This window comes from Kribbella qitaiheensis, assembly GCF_042657745.1.
GTDB classification, from domain to species: Bacteria; Actinomycetota; Actinomycetes; order Propionibacteriales; family Kribbellaceae; genus Kribbella; species Kribbella qitaiheensis.
The window spans coordinates 239185-259759 of sequence record NZ_JBHSKE010000006.1 but is presented as its reverse complement, the minus strand read 5'-3'; the positions used below and the strand labels follow the sequence as shown (position 1 = coordinate 259759).

At 68.7% G+C, this 20575-nt stretch carries 17 protein-coding genes; 12 read left to right on the top strand and 5 right to left on the bottom strand.

Features of this window, described 5'->3' with window-relative positions:
• Positions 1–1407: a hypothetical protein gene (locus ACFPJ1_RS05675; RefSeq protein WP_380101796.1), complete on the bottom strand. Its 1407-nt coding sequence runs from the start codon at positions 1405–1407 to the stop codon at positions 1–3.
• Between the two features lie 288 nt (positions 1408–1695).
• On the opposite strand from ACFPJ1_RS05675, the gene ACFPJ1_RS05670 reads away from it, so the two are divergent.
• From ACFPJ1_RS05670 to ACFPJ1_RS05630, 9 genes are all read left to right on the top strand, one after another.
• The gene (locus ACFPJ1_RS05670) at positions 1696–2331 is read left to right on the top strand and encodes a DUF6668 family protein (protein ID WP_380101794.1); all 636 of its coding nucleotides are present in this window, start codon (positions 1696–1698) and stop codon (positions 2329–2331) included.
• 15 nt (positions 2332–2346) lie between these two features.
• A complete protein-coding gene (locus ACFPJ1_RS05665) occupies positions 2347–2613 on the top strand; it encodes a TrbC/VirB2 family protein (protein WP_132293364.1) in 267 nt (88 codons plus the stop codon).
• 50 nt (positions 2614–2663) lie between these two features.
• A complete protein-coding gene (locus ACFPJ1_RS05660) occupies positions 2664–3509 on the top strand; it encodes a DUF8175 domain-containg protein (protein ID WP_380101793.1) in 846 nt (281 codons plus the stop codon).
• Positions 3509–4381: a TrbL/VirB6 family protein gene (locus ACFPJ1_RS05655; RefSeq protein ID WP_380101792.1), complete on the top strand. Its 873-nt coding sequence runs from the start codon at positions 3509–3511 to the stop codon at positions 4379–4381. Before ACFPJ1_RS05660 ends, ACFPJ1_RS05655 begins: the two co-directional genes overlap by 1 nt.
• A 1-nt stretch (position 4382) precedes the next feature.
• The gene (locus ACFPJ1_RS05650) at positions 4383–5897 is read left to right on the top strand and encodes a type IV secretion system protein (protein WP_380101791.1); all 1515 of its coding nucleotides are present in this window, start codon (positions 4383–4385) and stop codon (positions 5895–5897) included.
• Positions 5872–7392, top strand: a complete 1521-nt coding sequence (locus ACFPJ1_RS05645) for an SCO6880 family protein (protein WP_241995374.1) — start codon at positions 5872–5874, stop codon at positions 7390–7392. The genes ACFPJ1_RS05650 and ACFPJ1_RS05645 overlap by 26 nt, the downstream gene beginning before the upstream one ends.
• Positions 7393–7408: 16 nt before the next feature.
• A complete protein-coding gene (locus tag ACFPJ1_RS05640) occupies positions 7409–9019 on the top strand; it encodes an ATP/GTP-binding protein (protein WP_132191761.1) in 1611 nt (536 codons plus the stop codon).
• A gap of 163 nt (positions 9020–9182) precedes the next feature.
• Positions 9183–11042 carry a type IV secretory system conjugative DNA transfer family protein gene (locus tag ACFPJ1_RS05635; protein WP_380101790.1) on the top strand — a complete coding sequence of 620 codons (1860 nt, stop codon included), beginning with the start codon at positions 9183–9185 and terminating at the stop codon, positions 11040–11042.
• Positions 11032–11406, top strand: coding sequence for a DUF4913 domain-containing protein (locus tag ACFPJ1_RS05630; protein WP_132191759.1), 375 nt, complete (start codon positions 11032–11034; stop codon positions 11404–11406). The genes ACFPJ1_RS05635 and ACFPJ1_RS05630 overlap by 11 nt, the downstream gene beginning before the upstream one ends.
• Before the next feature lie 58 nt (positions 11407–11464).
• Here the strand turns inward: ACFPJ1_RS05630 and ACFPJ1_RS05625 are convergent, their stop codons facing one another.
• Positions 11465–12154, bottom strand: a complete 690-nt coding sequence (locus ACFPJ1_RS05625; RefSeq protein WP_380101789.1) for a TetR/AcrR family transcriptional regulator — start codon at positions 12152–12154, stop codon at positions 11465–11467.
• Positions 12155–12283: 129 nt separating this feature from the next.
• Between ACFPJ1_RS05625 and ACFPJ1_RS05620 the strand changes: the two genes are divergently transcribed.
• On the top strand, positions 12284–12670 hold the full coding sequence (locus ACFPJ1_RS05620; protein ID WP_380101788.1) for a YrdB family protein: 387 nt from the start codon (positions 12284–12286) through the stop codon (positions 12668–12670).
• 12 nt (positions 12671–12682) lie between these two features.
• On the opposite strand, the gene ACFPJ1_RS05615 is transcribed toward ACFPJ1_RS05620, so the two are convergent.
• On the bottom strand, positions 12683–13408 hold the full coding sequence (locus tag ACFPJ1_RS05615; RefSeq protein WP_380101787.1) for a hypothetical protein: 726 nt from the start codon (positions 13406–13408) through the stop codon (positions 12683–12685).
• Between the two features lie 112 nt (positions 13409–13520).
• Positions 13521–14888, bottom strand: a complete 1368-nt coding sequence (locus ACFPJ1_RS05610) for an MATE family efflux transporter (protein ID WP_380101786.1) — start codon at positions 14886–14888, stop codon at positions 13521–13523.
• 63 nt (positions 14889–14951) lie between these two features.
• Between ACFPJ1_RS05610 and ACFPJ1_RS05605 the strand changes: the two genes are divergently transcribed.
• Complete coding sequence (locus ACFPJ1_RS05605; protein WP_380101785.1) at positions 14952–19298, top strand: replicative DNA helicase; 4347 nt, start codon at positions 14952–14954, stop codon at positions 19296–19298.
• 10 nt (positions 19299–19308) lie between these two features.
• On the opposite strand, the gene ACFPJ1_RS05600 is transcribed toward ACFPJ1_RS05605, so the two are convergent.
• Positions 19309–19950, bottom strand: coding sequence for a MerR family transcriptional regulator (locus ACFPJ1_RS05600; RefSeq protein WP_380101784.1), 642 nt, complete (start codon positions 19948–19950; stop codon positions 19309–19311).
• A gap of 85 nt (positions 19951–20035) precedes the next feature.
• Here ACFPJ1_RS05600 and ACFPJ1_RS05595 point away from each other — a divergent pair, with 85 nt between their 5' ends.
• A complete protein-coding gene (locus ACFPJ1_RS05595) occupies positions 20036–20572 on the top strand; it encodes a DoxX family protein (protein ID WP_380101783.1) in 537 nt (178 codons plus the stop codon).
• Positions 20573–20575: the final 3 nt, after the last annotated feature.

Sequence of the window (20575 nt, the reverse complement as noted above, 5' to 3'; positions counted from 1 at the left end):
CTACTTCTTGTCCAGGGCGTACAGGACCGAGGCGTGGACGACGATCGCGTGGTTGCCGACGATGCCCCACGGCCTGGCGGTCGGCGCGGCCAGTGTGTTCGCGCGGCCGCCCGGCACGATCGTGGCCGGCTTGCCATCGAGGGTGCCGTAGATCGTCGTCTGGGTGACCGACTGCGGCGAGAAGTCCGTTAGCAGGCTGGTCTTGCGGCTGGTGAAGTTGATCATGCACTCACCCCAGGCGGCGACCTTGCCGCCCTGGTCGGGCAGCCACTTCCAGTCGTCCGGCTGCTGCGCCGCCACCTTCGGGCAGGTCGCGACCACCGACCCGTCCGCGGTCGAGCTCACTGTCGGGATCACGTCGGTCGACTTCGCGACGTTCCAGACCACCAGCGCACGCCCGGGGCTGGCCATCGCGATGTGGTTGATGCCGCTGGCACCGGCCGGCGGCTTGAGCGGCAGTTCGACCAGGTCCTTGCCGGTCTGGCTCCAGTACAGCGGGCCCGCATACCTTGCCAGCAAGGTCTTGTCGCCCTCGGCCAGCAGGATGGTCGACAGTCGCGGCTGGTTCTGCACCGGGTGCAGATCCTTGCCACTGACAACACTCGCACCCGCGTCGCCGTCGTTCAGCAGCACCAGCGGGGACGTCCCGAAGAACTGCACCCGCGCGGCATCCGGCAGTTCTACCTCGGTCGACTCGATGCCGTCACCGGGCCAGTAGAGCAACGATTTCGGCGTGGTCACCGCCAGCACCGGCTTGGAGTCGATGGTGGTGTAGACCGGGTTGTCCGCGTTCTTCGGCACCTTGTCCTGCCAGAGCACCTTGCCCGAGCTGTCGAAGACGGCGATCTTGTTGTCCTGCGTCAGTACTGCGACCTCGCTGCCGTCCGGGGACACCACCGGAGTCGAGTCCTCGGCGATGTCGACGGTCCAGGCCGCGTTCGTCGACCAGCCGGGCGGCGCCGGCCGGGCCACGAACTGGTCGGGCACGACCTTCGGCGCGGGCAGTTCGGGCAGCTTGTTGGCAGCCGGGGGATTCGGATCCTTGGGGCTGTTGTCGCGCGGCATCAGCAGGTAGAAGGCCGTGCCACCGACGAGCACGATGGCAAGGCCGGCGGCGGCGATGATCGGCCAGATCGGCTTGTCCGACTTGGGTGCAGCCTCGATCGCCTCGACCCGGCCGTCGGGGTGGATGACCAGCGGCCAGGAAGATCCGTCGGACTCGACCGCGGTCGCCTTCACCGGGCGGCCGAGCTGACCCGCGCGGTCGGCCACGAGGGCGATCGCGGCCTGGCGTGGATCGTGGTGGTTCACCGGATGACTGCGGCCGGCGATCTTCACCTCGGCGTTGTGGTCGTCGTACAGCCGGATCGTGACCTTGGGCCACGAAGGGATGCCCTTCTCAGCCATGGTCACCCCTCATCCCCGCCACAGCTCTCCCTCAGTCATCGGGTTGTCAGCCTCTCGTTCCAGTGCGCCGCAATCACTCGAACAGCATCCAGCGCCGGGCACTAGCATGTCGTCCGCCCGAAGACATGCTGCCGCCCGAAGGCATACCACTCTGCGAGCCGGTCGGCTCGTCTGACCCCGACAAGGGGGTAGAAACATCCTCGCCTGTGGATGGGTCACATCAGCACACCCGGGAAGCGAGAGAATACTGTGGGCGACAGCCCGTGACACGCCGCGAGAGGAGGGGCCATGACGCAACCGCAGAACCCGTGGACTCGGCAGCAGCAGTCGGGACAAGGGTCGTCTCAACCGCCTCCCGGCCCCGTGCCGCCGCAGGTCGACATGACCCCGCGGGGCCCTTCCGCGCCTCAGCACGGAGTGCCCGCACCGGCCGAGGACCAGCGGCTGCCGAAGTTCGCCATCCCCGCGGCCGACACGCTCTGGTGGGTCGGGGTGCACGGTGGCGCCGGCGAGACGACGATGTCGCTGCTGCTGCCGGGGACTCGCGCGGCCGGTCACCGCTGGCCGATCCCACCGCCGCCCGTGCCGACGCCCGTAGTACTCGTGGCGAGGACGCACGGGTCGGGGCTGCGGGCTGCGCAGCGGGCCGCGATCGAGTGGGCTTCGGGCGTGGTCCAGGGGGTCGCGGTGCTGGGGCTGGTGCTGATCGCGGACGCGCCGGGCCGGTTGCCCCGGGTGCTGGACGACTTCGCCGACATCGTCGGCGGTGGGGTGCCCAGGGTCTGGGACATCCCGTGGATCGAGGAGTGGCGAAGGGGGGAGGATCCCACGCCAGAGAACACCCCTGACGAGGTTTTCGAAGTTCTTGAATCCATCTACGCTCTTCGCGCGTCAAACCCCGCGGACTACCCCGCCCCATACTGAAAGGCCTCATCGCTCATGTTGGCAAAGTTCATTCCCCTGCTGGTCCCACTCGAGCCGCTGCCGGACGGCGTGCAGAGCAAGGTCGACACAGTGGTCAGCTGGGTCACCACGATCTCCATCTCGATCTGCATCCTCGGTGTCATCATCGCGGGCGCGATGATGGCGATCGGTCAGCGTCGCGGTGAAGGTGGCGAGCACGCAGCCCGCCTCGGCTGGGTGCTGGCCGGCTGCATCGTGATCGGTACCGCGTCCGGGTTCGTCAAAGCGCTGGTCGGCAATTGATCCGGCCCCGCACCTCCGCCCCGCTCGGTCCTGACGAAAGCTGATCCCTGGTGGCCTGGTTCAGTGGTCGCGACTCCTCCGATGACGACGCCGGCGACGCGGAATCCACCTCTCCCTGGGAGAGCACCGGATTCGTCGCGTCGGCGATCGTCATCGGCGCCGTGGTCGTCTGTCTGGTGGTCTGGTTGCTCCTAGGCGGCCGTGGCGGGGGCGCACCCTCGACGCAGCCGACGGCCACGCCGAGCGTGGTCGAGCCGACCGACGAGACCACGGACGAGCCCACTGAACCTCCTGCCACTCCGGGGGAGCCCACCGCGACCGCGACTCCACCGCCGCTCAACAACGGCCGTGGTGGCTGCAAGAGCAAGTCGCCGAACCAGAGCATCCCCCGGGTCGCCCCGGCGTCGGTGAGCTGGCAGTTCGAGACCGACATGCTGATCCCCCTGCAGGAGCAGGGCGGACCGGCCGCGACGTACGCCAACGGTGTGCGCTACTGCTTCGCCCATTCGCCGACCGGCGCCGTGCTGGCCGCGATGGTGACCCTGGGCCAGATCCGCAACCCCCACCTGACCGAGGCAGTACTGCGGACCCGGATCGCGCCGGGCGCCGGTCTTACCCGGGCGCTCCGCGAGGTCAGGTCGACACCCACTCCCCGCAGCGAGGGCGACACCTCGCAGTTCACCGGGTTCAAGGTGATCGACTACGAGCCGACCAAGGCGATCATCTCGATCGCGGTGCAGATCGACCCGCAGAGCGTGGCCGCCCTGCCGATGACGCTGCTCTGGCTGAAGGGCGACTGGAAGGTCGTGCTGCAGCCCGACGGCAGCTTCAACGGTGAAGTGGCGCCGGACGTGCTGCAGTCGCTGCAGGGGTATGTCCGGTTCGGGGGCGCGTGATGATCTCGCTCGGTTGCTCCTGGAAGCCCTGGGACTGGGACGACTGCGTCCACAAGTACCTCGGCGAGGCGCTGAACGGCGTCATCGGCAGCCTGTTCAAGTTCGTCTTCGACGCGATCAAGTCGGTCGTGGTGGCCGCGGTCAAGGCGATCATGGAGACCGTCGGCACGCTCTGGATCGACATCGACACCCCGAACGTCGCGAACAACAACGCCGTCACCTTCATCCAGCACTACACGCTCTGGATCCTGGTCATCGCCGCCACCATCTCGGTGATCATCGCCGGCATCCGGATGGCGGTCTCCCAGCGCGGTGAGCCGGTCCGTGACATCCTCCGGAGCCTGCTCACCATGGTGGTCGTGTCGGGGATGGGGGTCGCCTTCGCCGCGACCCTGATCGAGATCGCGGACTGGTTCTCCCAGGAGATCATCGATGCCGCGCTGAACGGTTCCTCGTTCTCCGAACGGGTCGGCAACCAGTTGGTCGATCCGCTGGAGACCGACGGCCTCGGCCTGATGCTGGTGATCGTGATCGGCATCCTGCTGGTGATCACGTCGATCATCCAACTGGTCTTGATGGTGATCCGCTACGGCATGCTGATCCTGCTGGTCGGCATCCTGCCGCTGACCGCGTCCGCGACGAACACCGAGGTCGGGATGACCTGGTTCAAGCGGGCCGTGTCCTGGCTGGCCGGATTCATTCTCTACAAACCGGTTGCCGCGCTCATCTATGCCACCGCGATCAAGTTGATCGGCGTCCCCCGGGGCGCGGACGGCGTGACGATCTCCGTCCTCACCGGCGTGACGATGATGGTGCTGGCCGTCGTCGCCCTGCCCGCCATCCTCCGATTCGTCTCACCGAAGGCGGGCTGACATGAACCCGTTGCTCTGCGACGACGGCTGGCTCGAGTGCATCAAGGACTTCCTGCTCGATGCCCTGACCCCTGCAGTTGAGGCGCTGATCAAGTTGATCTTCGATCCCATTCTCACCGCGTTGTCCGAAGCCGTCGGCGCCATGATGGCCGCGATCGGCACGTTCTGGGTCTTCGTCCCGACGCAGGCGGTCGGCAGTGCGACGACCGGCGCGCCGGCCGCGAACTCGGTCGCCTGGATCTGGCAGCACACCCAGTGGATCGCCGTCTTCGCGGCGACCATCGGCGTGATCGTGGCCGGCGCCCAGATGGCCTGGTCGCACCGCGGCGACAACCTCCGCGACCTGCTCCGCTCGCTGCTCACGCTGGCGGTCGCCTCGACGATGGCGATCGCGGTCACCCAGGTGCTGATCGAGGTCGGCGACGAGTTCTCCCGCTGCGTCGTGCTGACCGGCCTGGATCGGACTCCCGGTGCGGGTTTGACCTGCAACGCGGGCGAAGTCGACCCGAGTGGTTTCGGCGCCGCGATGCTGGTCCTGCTGGGCTTGTCCGCGACCGGCGGTGCCGGCATCGGCCTGATGATCACGATCGGCATCATCACGCTGCTCGCCTCGATGCTCCAGGTCGTCCTGATGGTGGTCCGCACCGCGATGCTGATCCTGCTGCTGGGGGTGCTGCCGATCGCGGCGGCGGCCACCCACACCGAGATGGGCAAGGCCTGGTTCAAGCGAATAATCTCCTGGCTGGTCGCCTTCATCCTCTACAAACCGGTGGCCGCCCTGATCTACGGCACCGCGCTCAAGCTGACCGGTGCCGCCTTCGGCGAGGGCAAGCAGGAAGGCCCGCTGTCCTTCAACAGCGACCAGATCATGAACTCGATCACCGGCGTGACGATGCTGGTGCTTGCCCTCTTCGCGTTGCCGGCCCTGATGCGGTTCGTCACACCGATGGTCGCCGCCACCGCCGGTTCGGCCGGAGCGGGTGCGCTCGCAGCCAAGATGGTCGGCGCGGACAAGGTCGCCGACAAGGTGTCCCAGTCCGCCGACAGCGAGAGTGACGGGCCGAGCGGTGCTCGCAACGTCGGCCGCGCCAGCAAGTCGTCCTCCCAGAGTTCCAGCCCGAGCGGCTCGCAGAACTCCAGTCCCCAGCCCAGCGGTGGCGGAGGTGGCGGCGGCGGTGGCGGCGCCAGTGGAGCCGGCGGTGGTGCAAGTGGCGGTGCGGGCGGTGGTGCAGGCGCCGGTGGCGGTGCTGCAGGTGGTGGCGCGGCGGCCGGTGGCGGTGCGGCGGCTGGTGGTGGCGCGGCGGCCGGTGGCGGTGCCGCGGCCGGCGGTGGTGCGGCGGCCGGTGGCGCGGCGGCAGGAGCGGGTGCTGCGGCCGGACCGGTCGGCATCGCGGTCGTGGCGACAGCCGCCGCGGTCAAGAAGGGCGTCGACATGACCAAGGAAGCGGCCCAGGCCGGCGCTGCCGAGACGATCGACAACGACTCGATGGATGAGGGACCAAGTGGCAGCGGCTGACGGCGTACGAAGCGCCCCCAGGACCTACGGCAACTGGCGGGCGCCCGCCAGCGCGGGTATCGCCGGTCTGGGCACGCTCGGCACCGGGATCATGATGGGCGGCCTCGTGGTGACCATGATCGCCACCCTGGCGGCCGGTCTGCCGGGCGCGCTGATCTCGCTGCTGATCGTCGGCGCGATCCTGCTGTTGCTGATGACCAAGGACAAGCACGGGCACTCCACCCTGCAGAGGCTCTCGACGCGAATTGGATGGCAGCGAGCAAAGATGGCCAAGCACAACATCTATCGGTCCGGTCCGCTCGGACGTACGGCGTGGGGCAAGTTCCAGCTGCCCGGGCTCGCCGCGGCCTCGCAGCTGAGCGAGTTCAAGGACTCGTACGGCCGGCCGTTCGCGCTGCTCTACTACCCGAGCACCCGGCACTTCACCGTCATCATCAACGCGGAGCCGGACGGCGCCTCGCTGGTCGACGAGGACCAGGTGGACGTCTGGGTGGCGCACTGGGGTCAGTGGCTCGCCTCCCTCGGTCACGAGCCGGGCATCATCGCCGCCTCGGTGACGGTGGAGTCCGCGCCGGACACCGGCATCCGGCTCCGCCGTGAGGTCACCCACAACATGCAGGACGACACGCCGGCGATCGCCCGGGCGATGCTGTCCGAGGTGATCCAGACCTACCCCGAGGGCTCGGCGCTGGTGTCGGCCCGAGTGGCTCTGACGTTCAAAGGCACCGACCGCAACGGCAAGCGCCGCAAGGAAGAGGACATGGGCCGCGAGCTCGCGTCCCGCCTCCCGGCCCTGACCCAGAGCCTGAACTCCACCGGCGCGGGTGCGGCCCGTCCGGTCACCGCGCAGGAGCTCTGCGAGACCGTGCGGATCGCCTACGACCCGGCGGCCGCAGTACTGATCGATGAGGCTCGGAGCCAGGGCATGTCGCCCGAGCTGCAGTGGACCGATGCCGGACCGGCCGCTGCCCAGGCGTTCTGGGACAAGTACCGGCACGACAGCGCGTGGTCCATCACCTGGCAGATGACTCAGGCTCCCCGTGGTGAGGTCTTCTCCTCGGTGCTGTCCCAGCTGGTCGGTCCGCACCCGGACATCGACCGCAAGCGCGTCACCCTGCTCTACCGACCGCTGGACGCCGCGACCGCGGCCCGGATGGTCGAGGCCGACAAGCGCAACGCCTCGTTCCGCGCGACCGCCTCCGCTCGCCCGTCGGCCCGCTCGATGGCCGAGGCGCGCGCGGCGGACCGTACTGCGCAGGAGGAGGCTCGCGGCGCGGGTCTGGTCAACTTCGGCATGGTGGTCACCGGCACGGTCATGACGGCCGAGCAACTCCCCGACATGGTCGCCGCGATCGACAACCTGGGCGCCACCGCCCGGGTGCTGCTCCGGCCGGCCTACGGGTCCCAGGACTCCGCCTTCGTCGCCGGGCTGCCGCTGGGCATCGTCGTGCAGAGCCACCTGTCCGTCCCGGCCGGTCTCCGGGAAGCCCTGTGAACCGTCGGGAGGCTCTGTGAGCAAGAAGAACAAGCCGGTCGACCCACTGCGCGGTGGCAAGCGCCCGATGCCCCGCGGCTGGCCCGGGATGGGCGGCGGCTACTCGACGTATCTGCAGGCCCCGGCCGAGTGGCGCGGTACGACGGTGCAGGTGTGCGGCATGTGGCCGTTCGCCGCGGGCACCGGCAGCCCGATGGTCGGCGTACCGATCGGCCGGAACATCCTGTCCGGCGCGACCATGTGCTGCGACCCGATCAGCTGGTTCATGCGGGCCAAGCTGATCTCGAACCCGTCGATGTTCGTGCTCGGTAAGCCGGGTCTGGGCAAGTCGACGATCACCCGGCGGATGGCGCTCGGCCTCGCGGGGTACGGGATCCAGCCGCTCGTGCTCGGCGACCTCAAGCCGGACTACAAGGACCTGATCCTGGCCCTCGGCGGCCAGGTGATCGAGCTCGGCCGCGGCCGTGGCCACCTGAACGTGCTGGACCCGGGTGAGTCCCGGAGGGCGGCCCTGCGGCTGACCGGCAGCGCCCGGCAGGCGATCCAGGCGGACGCACACGGCCGGCGCCAGACGATGGTGTCCGCGCTGATCTCGATCATGCGCTCGGCGCCGCCGTCGGACCGCGAGGAGACCATCATCGACGAGGCTCTCAAGGTGCTCGACGAGCGCCACGAGGGCACGCCGGTACTGCGAGACCTGCTGAAGGTGGTCCAGGAGGCGCCGGACCGGGTCCGCAACGTCGCCCTGGACCGCGGCAGCATGGACCGCTACCGGCAGGTGACCGAAGGGCTCGAGGCCTCGCTGATCGGCCTGGTCGGTGGCGGGCGGCTCGGCGAGATCTTCTCCGAGCAGACCGACCACCCGATGGCGATGGACCGGCCGGTCGTCTTCGACGTGTCCAACATCGACGACTCCGAGACCAACCTGCAGGCCGCGGTACTGCTGGCCTGCTGGTCCTACGGGTTCGGCGCGGTCGCGGTCGCGCAGGCGCTCGCGGACGCCGGCCTGGAGCCACGACGGCACTACTTCGTCATCCTCGACGAGCTCTGGCGGGTACTGCGGGCCGGGCGCGGCCTGGTCGATCGGGTCGACGCGCTGACCCGGCTGAACCGTCAGCGTGGTGTCGGGATGGCGATGATCTCGCACACCATGTCCGACCTGCTGGCCCTGGAGCACCCCGAGGACCGGATGAAGGCGAAGGGTTTCGTCGAGCGGTCCGGCATGGTCATCTGCGGCGGTCTGCCGCGGGCCGAGATGGAGAACCTGACCGCCGTGGTGCCGCTGTCCGACGAGGAGCAGAACATGCTCATCGGCTGGCAGGACCCGCCCGCCTGGGACCCCGCCACCGGCGAGGAGGCCGCGCCTCCCGGGCGAGGCAACTTCCTGGTCAAGGTCGGTGGCCGCCCGGGCATCCCGGTGCACGTCGGCCTGACCTCGGTCGAGCGCGAGATCAACGACACCAACAAGCTGTGGAAGACCGGCGCCGACGGCCGCCCGCTGAAGGTCGAGATCACCGAGGACGGCACCGAGGAGGTCCTCGAGGAGTACACCTTCGACGACCCCACCAAACTGCCACCACCGGACCCGAGCACGAGGGTAGTAGCCCGAACGGGAGTTGAAGAGTGAGTGTCCTCCGTCCGAACTCCGCACGCTGTCTCCGGCGCCCAGGCGGGCGCCTCGCGGCGTTGTCGAAAGCGAACGATGGAAAAGCATCGCCCGCTTCCTCCGCCTTGCGATCCACCCACCTGACCACCGGAGCCAGCGCACGGACTCCGAACGGAGGACACTGATGGCACAGGGCAGGAGAAGTACTGGGCCGGGCGGGCTGTCCGTCGAGTCGGTGCTGGTGTTCATCGGCATCGGGCTGTTCGTCCTGGTGCTCGGCGGTATCTGGTCGTCGCTGAAGGTCGCCGCGGCGATCAACGACAGCCGCCCGATCTCCAACAACCCGGTGAACGCCCTGCTCGACCTGATCGACGGCACGGCGCGCTGGTCCGGCGCCGCCACCGGCATGCTGCTGCTCGAGCTGGCGGTGATCGCCGGTCTGGTGGTGCTCGGGTTCTTCCTGGTCCGCCGGATGCAAGGCGCGGGCTCCCGGGTGGACAAGTCCGCCCAGCTGATGTCGAAGCGCAAGGAGATCTACAAGCTCACCCGCGAGGGCGCGCAGCAGATCGCGAACCGCCTCGGCGCCGGGCACGCCGGCCCCGGAGTACTGATCGGCCGGACCGTCCGGGACAACCTCGAGGTCTTCGGTTCCTGGGAAGACATGCACGTCGACGTCTGGGGTCCCCGGACCGGTAAGACCACCTCCCGCGCGGTACCGGCGATCCTGGACGCGCCGGGCGCGGTGATCGCGACCTCCAACAAGCGCGACATCGTCGACGCCACCCGGGATCCGCGTTCGCAGCACGGGCCGGTCTGGGTGTTCGACCCGCAGGAAGTCTGCGCCGAGCAGCCCAACTGGTGGTGGAATCCGCTGAGCTACGTCACCGACGAGGTGAAGGCCCGCCAGTTGGCCGAGCACTTCGTCGCGTCGCAGCGCTCCGAGAACGCCCGCACCGACGCCTTCTTCGATGCCGCCGGCACCGATCTCCTGGCCGGACTGCTGCTCGCCGCAGCGGTGGCGAAGCGCCCGATCACGCAGGTCTACACGTGGCTCGCGGACCAGCGCAACGACGAGCCGGAGCGGATCCTGCGCTCAACGCCCGGCCTGCAACTGTCCGCGGACGCGCTGTCCGGCGTCATCAACGCGCCGGACAAGCAGCGCGCCGGCGTCTACGGCACCGCCCAGCAGAGCGCCCAGTTCCTGGTGAACCGCAAGGTCACCCGCTGGGTCATCCCGACCGGCCCGAACGACAACCGACCGCAGTTCAACCCGCACCAGTTCGTCCGCGAAGGCGGCACGCTGTTCAGCCTGTCGAAGGAAGGCGCCGGTACTGCGGGCCCGCTGGTCACCGCGCTGACGGTGGCCGTCGTCGAGGCCGCCGAGGACTACGCCAAGACCTGCCCGGGCGGCCGGATGCCGAGCCCGCTGGTCGGTGTGCTGGACGAGGCGGCGAACGTCTGCCGCTGGAAGGACCTGCCGGACCTGTACAGCCACTTCGGCTCCCGCGGCATCGTGCTGATGACGATCCTGCAGTCCTGGGCCCAGGGCGTGGAGTGCTGGGGCGAGCGCGGCATGGAGAAACTCTGGTCCGCCGCGAACATCCGGGTGTACGGCGGCGGTGTGTCCGACGCGAACTTCCTCGAGCGGCTGAGCAAGCTGATTGGCGACTACGACATCACCTCGAACTCGGTCTCGTACAACAAGGGCGAGCGCGGCACCAGCAAGCAGACCCAGCGGCACCACATCATGGAGGTCTCGGACCTCGCCTCGATGCCGCCCGGCCGGGCCGTGGTGTTCCCGTCCGGCATCCCGGCCACGATGATCAAGACCGTGCCGTGGATGGTCCGCCCGGACGCCGGCGCGGTGAAGGCGTCCTTCGCCCGCCACGACCCCGGCGCCTCCGCGCAGGCGATCGCCCCGCACGGTGCGAACGCCTGGATCGCGGCCGGCTCGCCGCAGGCTGCCCCGCCGGCTCCGGCCGCGCCGTCCGGACCGCCGACGCCGGTCTGGGAGCAGAACGAGGAGCAGCGTCGTGGATGGTGAGCAGGAACTCTTCTACCCGCACGTCGCGGCCTTCGTCGAGGACCGGCTCGTCTACCTGTACTGCCGTCGCCTCGGCCAGCAGTTCGTCTGGTGCCCCGAGTGGTATCGGCACGCCGAGGCGCTGAGCCGGCTCGACTCCATCTGGCGCGCCTGGGAGCACCTGCGACTCGACCCGGCCACTGGCATGTCAGTCTGGTGGCGCGACCACGCGGACCCGCACATGATGGCCCTGCTGGACCCGGACGGCCCGTTCGCCGCCTGCCGTGGCCAGCACAGCGACTACCCGATCCCGCCGCTGCCGGTCAACGAGCCACCCGCCGGTCTCTTCTTCGACCAGCGCCAGCCGAACCTCCGCGGCATCTGACCTCCTGTACTTCGGTACGCCGTAAAGGAGGTTCGGCGTGCTCGGGCGGCCGCGTAGGTCAGGTGGGCTCGGGGAGGCCAAGGCTGGTGCCCAGGCGGGTCAGTTGGTGGTCCAGGTGCGCCGGGAACTGGGTGACTGTGTTGGTGAACTGGCCGAAGAGTTCGAGGCTCACCAGTCCGCAGAGCGACGAGAACGCCAGCAAGCCGCGGGCCAGCACCTCTGGTTTGAGGTCTCCCGGCAGACCAGGGCGGAGCCGGTCCAACTCGCGGTGAAGCGCGGCCGTCATGGGCGGGTCGTCTGGCGCGGGCTGCAGGTCGGCATCGGCCAGCAACTGGAGTACGAGGAACGGCACCCGGCTTCCGGCGGCCGTGGTCCGCTCAGGTGGCGCGTGGTACCCAGGAACCGGGCTGCCGTAGAGCAGCGCCCACTCTGCCGGGTTCGCGACCGCCCAGCGGCGTACGGCTCGGCCTAGTGTGAGCCAGCGGCGGCCCAGGTCTTCGCGGCGGCAGCGGACTTCCGCAGCCTCGACAGTGTCGCCGAACGCGGTGTAGGACTCCTCGATCAACAGCGTGAGCAACTCGTCCCGGCTCGGCACGTAGCGGTAGATCGCCGACGACACCAACCCCAGGTCGCGAGCGATCGCGCGCAGCGAGAGACCCGCGCTGCCCTCCGTGGCGAGTTGCTGGTGCGCGATCCGGAGGATGTCCGCCATCGTCTGGCGGTGCTGGCGCTGCCGCGGGGTCTCCATCACGGCATCATCCCGGCTGGGCGGAGCGGCGGCAACTTCAGAGAGCAGTGCTCTTGCTTTTGGCTGGCCGATCACGCACACTGGCACTAAGAGAGAGCGGCGCTCTCGGAAAATCGGAGGAGTGGGGACATGCACGAGATCTGGCGCTGGAGCAACCTGGGACTGGCCTTCGCGGTGGAGCTGGCCGGGCTCGGCATCTTCGCCTGGTGGGGTTGGCAGGCCGGCAACACCACGGTCGTGCGCCTGCTCCTGGCGATCGGCCTGCCGGTGGTCGCGGCGGTCCTCTGGGGTCTCTTCGCTGCCCCGACCGCGAACCATGGCGGCCCGCTGGTGACCGCGATCATGAAGATCGCCTTCTTCGGACTGGCCGGCCTGGCTCTCTGGAGCCTGGACCACCGAATCCTCGGCATCGTCTTCGTCGTGGTCGTCGCCGCGAACCTGCTCGTCATCCGCGCCGCCAACCTGAGCCCCGACAGCCCGTCTACCGCCACCACCAGCAACGTGACCAGCCGCTGAGGCGAGGATCCTTCAGTCGCCGAGGCCGAAGTCGCGGAGTTCCTTGGTCTTGCGGCGGCGTTGCTGCTTGAGGTTCTTACGGGCCAGCGGCGGCGCCTGCGGGGGATTGCGGACCGCCTCGGCCGCCGGCGGTTGCTCGGGCCGGCGTACCTCGGCCGCCTCGTTCCGCCGGTCGCGGGCCTCGGCGCCGTACGAGCTCGCGACCGCGTCGTCGTAGTTCGCGAGCCTGTCCTGGCGGTACGACGACGCCTGGAAACGGTCGGCCTCGGCGCGATCGGCGTCAGCCTGCGGGTCGTCCCGGCCGGCGGCTCCGGCTCGTAGGTGGGCGGAGTGGGCCGCGTCGTTGTGCGCGAGTCGTCGCTCACCGCCCGCCTCGGCCCGGTAGTCGTTGCGGTTGCCCTCGGCGATGTGGGCGAGCCGCATCGCCTCGGCGATCTCGGCGTCGGCCCGGTTCACGTCCTGCCGGTACCGCGCGTCCTGGAGCTCGCGTTCCTCGCGGGCGTCCTGCTCGATCTCCTCGCGGACGCGTTGCTGCTCGGCCTCATGGTCCTCGGCCGCCTCCTCGTCGTCCGACGTACCGGCCGCGAGGGCGGGGCCGTCCAGATCGCCACCCGCCTCCCACTCCTTGGCGCGGCGGTCCTCGCCGGCTGCCTCCGCGCCCGGCGCGAGCTCGTCCTCCCGCTTCCCGCGGTGGTCGGGTCCGAGCTCGACGGTCTGCTCGTCGTCCGTGTCAGCCATGCGGCTCCTTCCGTTGCGGCACCCACGATGCCGCAAAACCAGGTCAGCCGCTCAACCCCGGGCGGTGAGTCCAGGTGTCGAAACTCGGGCTCAGCGTGCGAGGCCGGCGGAGTCAGCGGGTGGCGCCGGTGACCAGCCAGCCGTCGCCGCGTTCGCGGGTCATCAGCGTGAGCAGCCGCAGCAGCATGTAGCCGCCGAAGGCCCACCAGAGGGCCACTACGCCGCCGTCGAACCACAGCACGCTCAGCGCCATCGGCACGAACAGTACGAGCGCGATCACCCCGGCCAGCGCCAGGTAGCGCCCGTCGCCCGCGCCGATCAGTACTCCGTCCAGCACGAAGACGACACCGTTGACCGGCTGCCAGAGTGCGGCTACCAGCAGGATCGCGGCGAGCGTGTGCCGGACCTCTTGGTCGGAGGTGAACCACGGAACGTAGACAGCCCGCAGACCCCAGAGCGCGAGCCCGCCGACGAACCCCGAGCCCAGGCCCCACCACATCATCCGCCGGGTGATCGCCCGGGTGCCGGCGACGTCCCCGGCGCCCAGTGCGCGGCCGGTCAACGCCTGCGCGGCGATGGCGATCGCGTCCAATGCCAGGGCGAGGAACGACCAGAGCGTGAAGGCGACCTGGTGCGCCGCGACGGACGTAGTACCGAGAGAGGTCGCGACGTACGTGGTGAGCACGATCGCCACCCGCAAGGTCAGTGTGCGGATGACCAGGGGGATGCCGGCGTGGGCCGAGGAGAGGATGCCGGGCCGGTCCGGGCGAAGCTTGGCGCCGTCCCTGCGGGCTCCACGAACCACCACCCAGACCAGTGCGACGCCGGCCGCCGTCTGGGCCAGCGCAGTACCGAGGGCGGAGCCGGCGATGTCCAGGTCGAGCCCGTAGACCAGCATCAGGTTGAGCCCGATGTTCGCCAGGTTGGCGGAGATCGCGACCACCATCGGCGTCGTGGTGTCCTGCAGCCCCCGCAGTACTCCGGTCGCCGCCAGCAGGAGCAACATCGACGGGATGCCCAGGCAGGAGATTCGCAGGTACGTCACGGCGTGGTCCGCCACGTCCGGCGACGGGTCGAACGCCCCGACTGCCACCGGTGCGAACAGGAGCCCGGCCACAGCCAGTATTACGCCCAGCAGCAGGGCGAGCCAGAGTCCGTCGATGCCCTGCGAGAGTGCTCCGCGGTGATCGCCTGCGCCGATCCGCCGGGCCACCGCGGAGGTGGTTCCATACGCGAGGAACACGCAGATCCCGACGAGCGTCTGCAGGATCGTCCCGGCGACCCCGAGCGCGGCGAGTTGCGGCGTACCGAGATGTCCGACGATTGCCGAGTCGGCGAGCAGCATGAGGGGCTCGGACACGAGGGCGAAGAACGCCGGCACGGCCAGGCGGAGGATCTCGCGGTCCTGCGCCCTGCCGGTGGGACGGTCGGCAGGTCGCTCGGCGGAAGGCTCGGCGGGCTCCGGTTGCTGGTCGCTCACGCGGGAGTTGTCCCCAGGGCGGGCCACGGCCTGTCGGCGGGGCGCCCGGACGACCTGGTGGTAATGGGCATGGGCCTCATTGTGCCTGGCCACGCCTGTGCACAGACAACCGGACCTGTGGGTATCGAATCTTTTTCTTCTCCACAGTTGTGCGCAGACAAAACCGCAGGTCGGAGCCGGGTTGTGGACTTCTACGAGCAGATATCCACAGGGATATACCCAACCTGTGCACACCCGTTCGCGGGGTTTCCCACAGCTCTTCCACAGGGGGTGTGGACGACCGGCTACCGGGGTTCGGGACAACGGGCGTACGGTCGCGTGACTGACACCGTCCGCCCGCAGTCTCGGGGGCGAGTCCGCCTGCGGATGCTGCCAGCGAAAGTGTCGGCGAGATTGGCTAGGATTCGAGCAGGTGTTCGAGTCAGGCCGATGGGGTCGGGGCCGGCTCGAGGTGGCTGGTGCGGGGCAGGTGCGGTTCGGGCGTGGGACGAGGAGGTCGGACGAGTGAGCGTTGCGGAGTTCCGCGGGGGTCAGGGCGGCGGGAACGAGGAACGCAACCCGGAGATGGGCTTCGACCGCACCCCACCGCAGGATCTGGCGGCCGAGCAGTGCGTGCTCGGCGCGATGATGCTCAGCAAGGACGCGATCGCCGACGTCATCGAGACGTTGCGCGGCACCGACTTCTACCGCCCGGCGCACGAGATCGTCTTCGACGCGGTCACCGACCTCTACGCCCGCGGTGAGCCGGCCGACGCGATCACCGTCGCGGCCGAGCTGACCAAGCGCGGCGAGATGGCCCGGATCGGCGGCGCGCCGTACGTGCACACGCTGGTCGCGTCCGTGCCGCTGGCGGCGAACGCCGGGTACTACGCGCACATCGTCCGGGAGAAGGCGATCCTGCGCCGCCTGGTCGAGGCCGGCACCAAGATCGTCCAGATCGGTTACGCCGGTGAGGGCGAGGTCGACGACGTCGTCGACCAGGCCCAGGCGGAGATCTACTCGGTCACCGAGAAGCGCACCACCGAGGACTACGCGCCGCTGAAGGACATCATGGAGGGCGCCCTCGACGAGATCGAGGCGATCGACTCTCGCGGCGACGCGATGGTCGGCGTACCCACCGGCTTCACCGACCTCGACGAACTCACCAACGGCCTCCACCCCGGCCAGATGATCATCATCGCGGCCCGCCCCGCGATGGGGAAAGCACTGGCGCTCGACACTCCGCTGGCGACGCCGACCGGTTGGACGACCATGGGTGACGTCGCCGTGGGCGACGACCTGATCGGCGCAGACGGCCGGCCGACGAAGGTCGTCGCCGCGACCGAGGTCATGCACGACCGCCCCTGCTACGAACTCACCTTCTCCGACGGCAGCACCCTCATCGCGGACGCCGAGCACCAGTGGCGGACCGAGACCCGCGCGTCCCGCAAGTCCCGGCGGTCCGCCGAGAAGACCTACAACCGGCACCGGAACCAGACGCAGTTCGCCGAGATCAGGACCACCGCCGAGATCGCCGACACTCTTCACTGCCCCGGAAACGAGAAGCGGGTCAACCACTCGATCGACAACGCGACCGCACTCGCCTTGCCGCAGATCGAGCTCCCGCTGCCGCCGTATGCCTTGGGTGTCTGGCTCGGGGACGGGCACTCCGCCAGTGCGCGCTTCACCTCTGCCGACCCCGAGGTCGCGATGTTCGTCGAGGCGACCGGCCTGGTTGTCCGCTACCAGAGTTCCCTGAACTACTCGATGCAGTTCCCGAGGGAGGAACGAGTCCGGCGTACGTGCGTGGTCTGTGGCGAGACCTTCCTGCCGCGCACGAAGGAGGTTCGCACGTGCGGCCAGAGCTGTGGAGGCAAGGCGCGCTTCGTCTCGGCGCCCGTGGCGGCTCCCACCTGCCCGGACTGTGGGAACTCGTACGCAGGCGGGGTCCGCTGCCAGTCGTGCCACGCTGACCATGGCACGGTGCAGGCGGTACTGCGGAAGATCGGTGTGCTCGGGAACAAGCACATTCCCGCTGAGTATCTGCGGGCATCGGAGTCCCAGCGTCGGGAACTGCTCGCGGGCCTCCTCGACAGGGACGGCACCGTCAACCCGACCGGTAGTTGCCAGATCACCCTGACCAACGAGCGGCTGGCGCTCGATGTATATGAGCTGATCGTCAGCCTCGGCTACAAGTGCGGTCATCGGACCCGCGTGGTGGTCGGTAGGTCCCCCGAGTCGTCGATCGGCTATGTCCTCACCTTCAGCACGGTGGACGACGTCTTCAAGCTGTCGCGCAAGATGATCACCCACAAGGAGCGGCGTCCCGCGTCGACCGTCAGGATCGGCAATCGGCTGGTCAAGCAGGTCAAGCGGATCGACAACGTGCCGGTGCGGTGTGTCGAGGTGGCCAATGACGACCACATGTATCTGGCCGGCAAGTCGATGATTCCGACCCACAACTCCACGCTGGGGCTGGACTTTGCCCGGTCGGCTTCGATCAGGCATGGGTTGACGTCGTGCATCTTCTCGCTGGAGATGAGCCGCAACGAGATCACCATGCGACTGCTCTCGGCCGAGGCGAAGGTGCCGCTGCACCACATGCGCAACGGCAAGATGACGGATGAGGACTGGGCCCGGCTCGCGCGCAAGATGGGCGAGGTGTCCGAGGCGCCGCTCTTCATCGACGACTCGCCGAACCTGACCATGATGGAGATCCGCGCCAAGGCCCGGCGGCTCAAGCAGCGCCACGACCTGAAGATGATCGTGATCGACTACCTGCAGCTGATGACCTCGGGCAAGAAGGTCGAGTCCCGCCAGTTGGAGGTCTCCGAGTTCTCCCGCTCGATCAAACTGCTGGCCAAGGAGCTCGAGATCCCGGTGATCGCGATCTGCCAGCTGAACCGAGGCTCAGAACAACGCTCCGACAAACGCCCCATGGCCTCCGACCTCCGCGAATCCGGCTGCCTGACCGCGGACACCCGGTTGATGAGGGCCGACACCGGCGCGGAGATCTCGCTCGGTGACCTGCTGGCGGCGGACGCCCGGGATGTCCCGGTCTGGTCGCTCGATGACCGGCTGAAGCTGGTGCCGCGCACGATGACGCACGTCTTCCCCAGTGGCGTGAAGGAGGTCTTCCGCCTGAAGCTCGCCTCCGGACGGGAGATCAAGGCAACGGCGAATCATCCCTTCCTCACGTACGACGGGTGGAAGCCGCTGGGTGAGCTGATGCCGGGTGCCCGACTGGGCTCGCTCCGTCACGTACCGCCGCCCTTGAACCTCAAGCCGTGGGACGACGATGAGGTCACCCTGCTCGCACACCTGCTCGGCGACGGTTCATTCGTGAAGCGCCAGCCGATCCGCTACGCGAGCATCGACGAGGAGAACTTGTCGGCGGTCGCCTCGGCCGCGCAGCGCCGGTTCGGCATCACCGCGATCCGCGATGAGTACGCCGCCGCCCGCGTGACCACCCTGCGGCTGCCCGCGCCGTACCGGCTGGCTCGAGGCAAGCGAAACCCGATCGCAGCCTGGCTCGACACGCTGGGGTTGTTCGGTCTCCGCAGTCACGAGAAGTTCGTCCCTGAAGGTGTGTTCGGCCTTCCCAAAGAGCAGGTCGGCGCCTTCATTCGGCACCTCTGGGCGACGGACGGTTCGGTTCGCTGGGATGCCAAGACCGGCCAGGGGCGGATCTACTACGCCTCTACGAGCCGTCGGCTGGTCGATGATCTCGCGAGACTTCTGCTCCGCTACAACATCTTCAGCCGGATCAAGGTTGCGAAGAAGGCCGGCTACCGCGACTCGTTCCACCTTCACATTTACGGCGCGGAGAACCAGCTGCGGTTCTGTGACGAGATCGGCGTCCATGGCCTGCGCGGGTTGAAGGTCGTCGAGGTGGCGACGGCACTCCGCGGGGTGCGTGCCAACACCAACCTGGACACGATCCCGAAGGAAGTCTGGTCGCAGGTGCGCGCGGTGCTGAGCGAACGCAAGGTGACGCATCGGGAGTTTGCTGCCGCTATGGGCACCCAATTCTCCGGGTCCACGCTGTGGAAGCACGCGCCCAGCCGTCAGCGCCTTGCCAAGGTTGCCGACGTGCTCGACGACGCGGACCTCGAGGTGCTCGCCACCAATGACATCTTCTGGGACACCATCACCTCGATCGAGAGTCTCGGTGAGCAGGAGGTCTACGACGCGACAGTGATGGGCACCCACAACTTCGTCGCTGAAGGCATCGCGACGCACAACTCGCTCGAGCAGGACGCGGACGTCGTCATCCTGCTGCACCGCGAGGATGCGTACGAACGGGAGTCCACCCGCCCCGGCGAGGCCGACTTCATTGTTGCCAAGCACCGGAACGGGCCCACTGCCGACGTGGTCGTGGCCTTCCAGGGGCACTACTCCCGCTTCGTGGATATGGCTCACGACTCCTGACCTTGCTTGGTCAGTCGACCTTCCACCTTTGGGCTGAGATGGATTCTTGGGCTAGGAGGCGGAGGGTGGAGATGAGGGTTTCGCCGAGGATGGTGCCTATGACTACGGACTCGGCGATCTGGTCGGGGGTGGTTCGGTCGGCGCGGGAGGTCACGGCGGCTACCTCTAGTTCGGTGAACTTCTCGACGGCGTCGGCGTAGGAGTCGAGGAAGCCGGCCAGGTGGTCCTGGTCGAGGGTGCGGAAGGCCGCAACCGTCTCGATCAGGGTGGTGAGGGCGGGGGCGTCGGGGTCGACCGTCCAGCCGCGGGACCTGATCAGTTCGTCGACCTGGGCTGCGGCCTCGGCGCGGATTTCGGTGCTCGCGGTGAGCTGCGGTTGCGGGGTGATCGCCCGGTGGGCGCGGCCGATCTGGTCGTGCAGGGACAGGGAGTCGGAGTCGAGGGCCTCGATGATCCGCTTCACCCCAGCGACAGGCACCTGGCCTAGGTCCACCAGCGCCCGGATCAGCCGGAGCCGGTGCAGGTGCTGGTCGCCGTAGTCCGCCTGGTTCGGGCTGGTCAGCTCGCCGGCGGGGAGCAGGCCCTCGCGCAGGTAGTACTTGATCGTCGGCACCGGCACCCCGGAAACCCGGCTCAACTCAGCGATCCGCATATCTCCCTTGCCTTTCCTCGTCTCCTGATGGATAGTAGCAGTATCCATTACGGATAGTGCGACTATCCATGACAGGAGGAAGCCGATGATCGTCGATGTCGTACTGGTGCTGGCGACGCTGGTGTTCCGGGCGCTGGGCGCGCTCGGGGTCCGGAGGTTCGCCAGTTGGCCGGTCAGTGCCGCGCACGGAATGGCGGTGATGCTGCTGCTCACCGCGAGCGCGCACTTCGTTCCTGCCTCGGTCACGGTGATGCCGAACCACGCGGACATGGTCCGGATCGTGCCGCCGTTCCTGCCGTTCGCGGACGCGCTGGTCTACCTGACCGGAGTACTGGAACTGCTCGGGGCGCTCGGACTGGTGCTGACGGCAACGAGGTGGGCGGCCGGGCTGGGGCTTGCGGCACTGTTCGTCACGTTGCTCCCGGCGAACATCTATGAGGCTGTCGCGGACATCTCGTTCGCCAACGGCGAGGCGGCGACTCCGCTGTGGCAGCGGATCCCCGAGCAGCTGCTCTACATCGCGGTGGTGTTGTGGGCGGCCCGTTCAGCCGACAGCACGCCGACGCGCCGGCTGCTCGGCGCGGTCCGCCAGAAGCCGCAGCCCGAACTCGTCAACCACTGAACA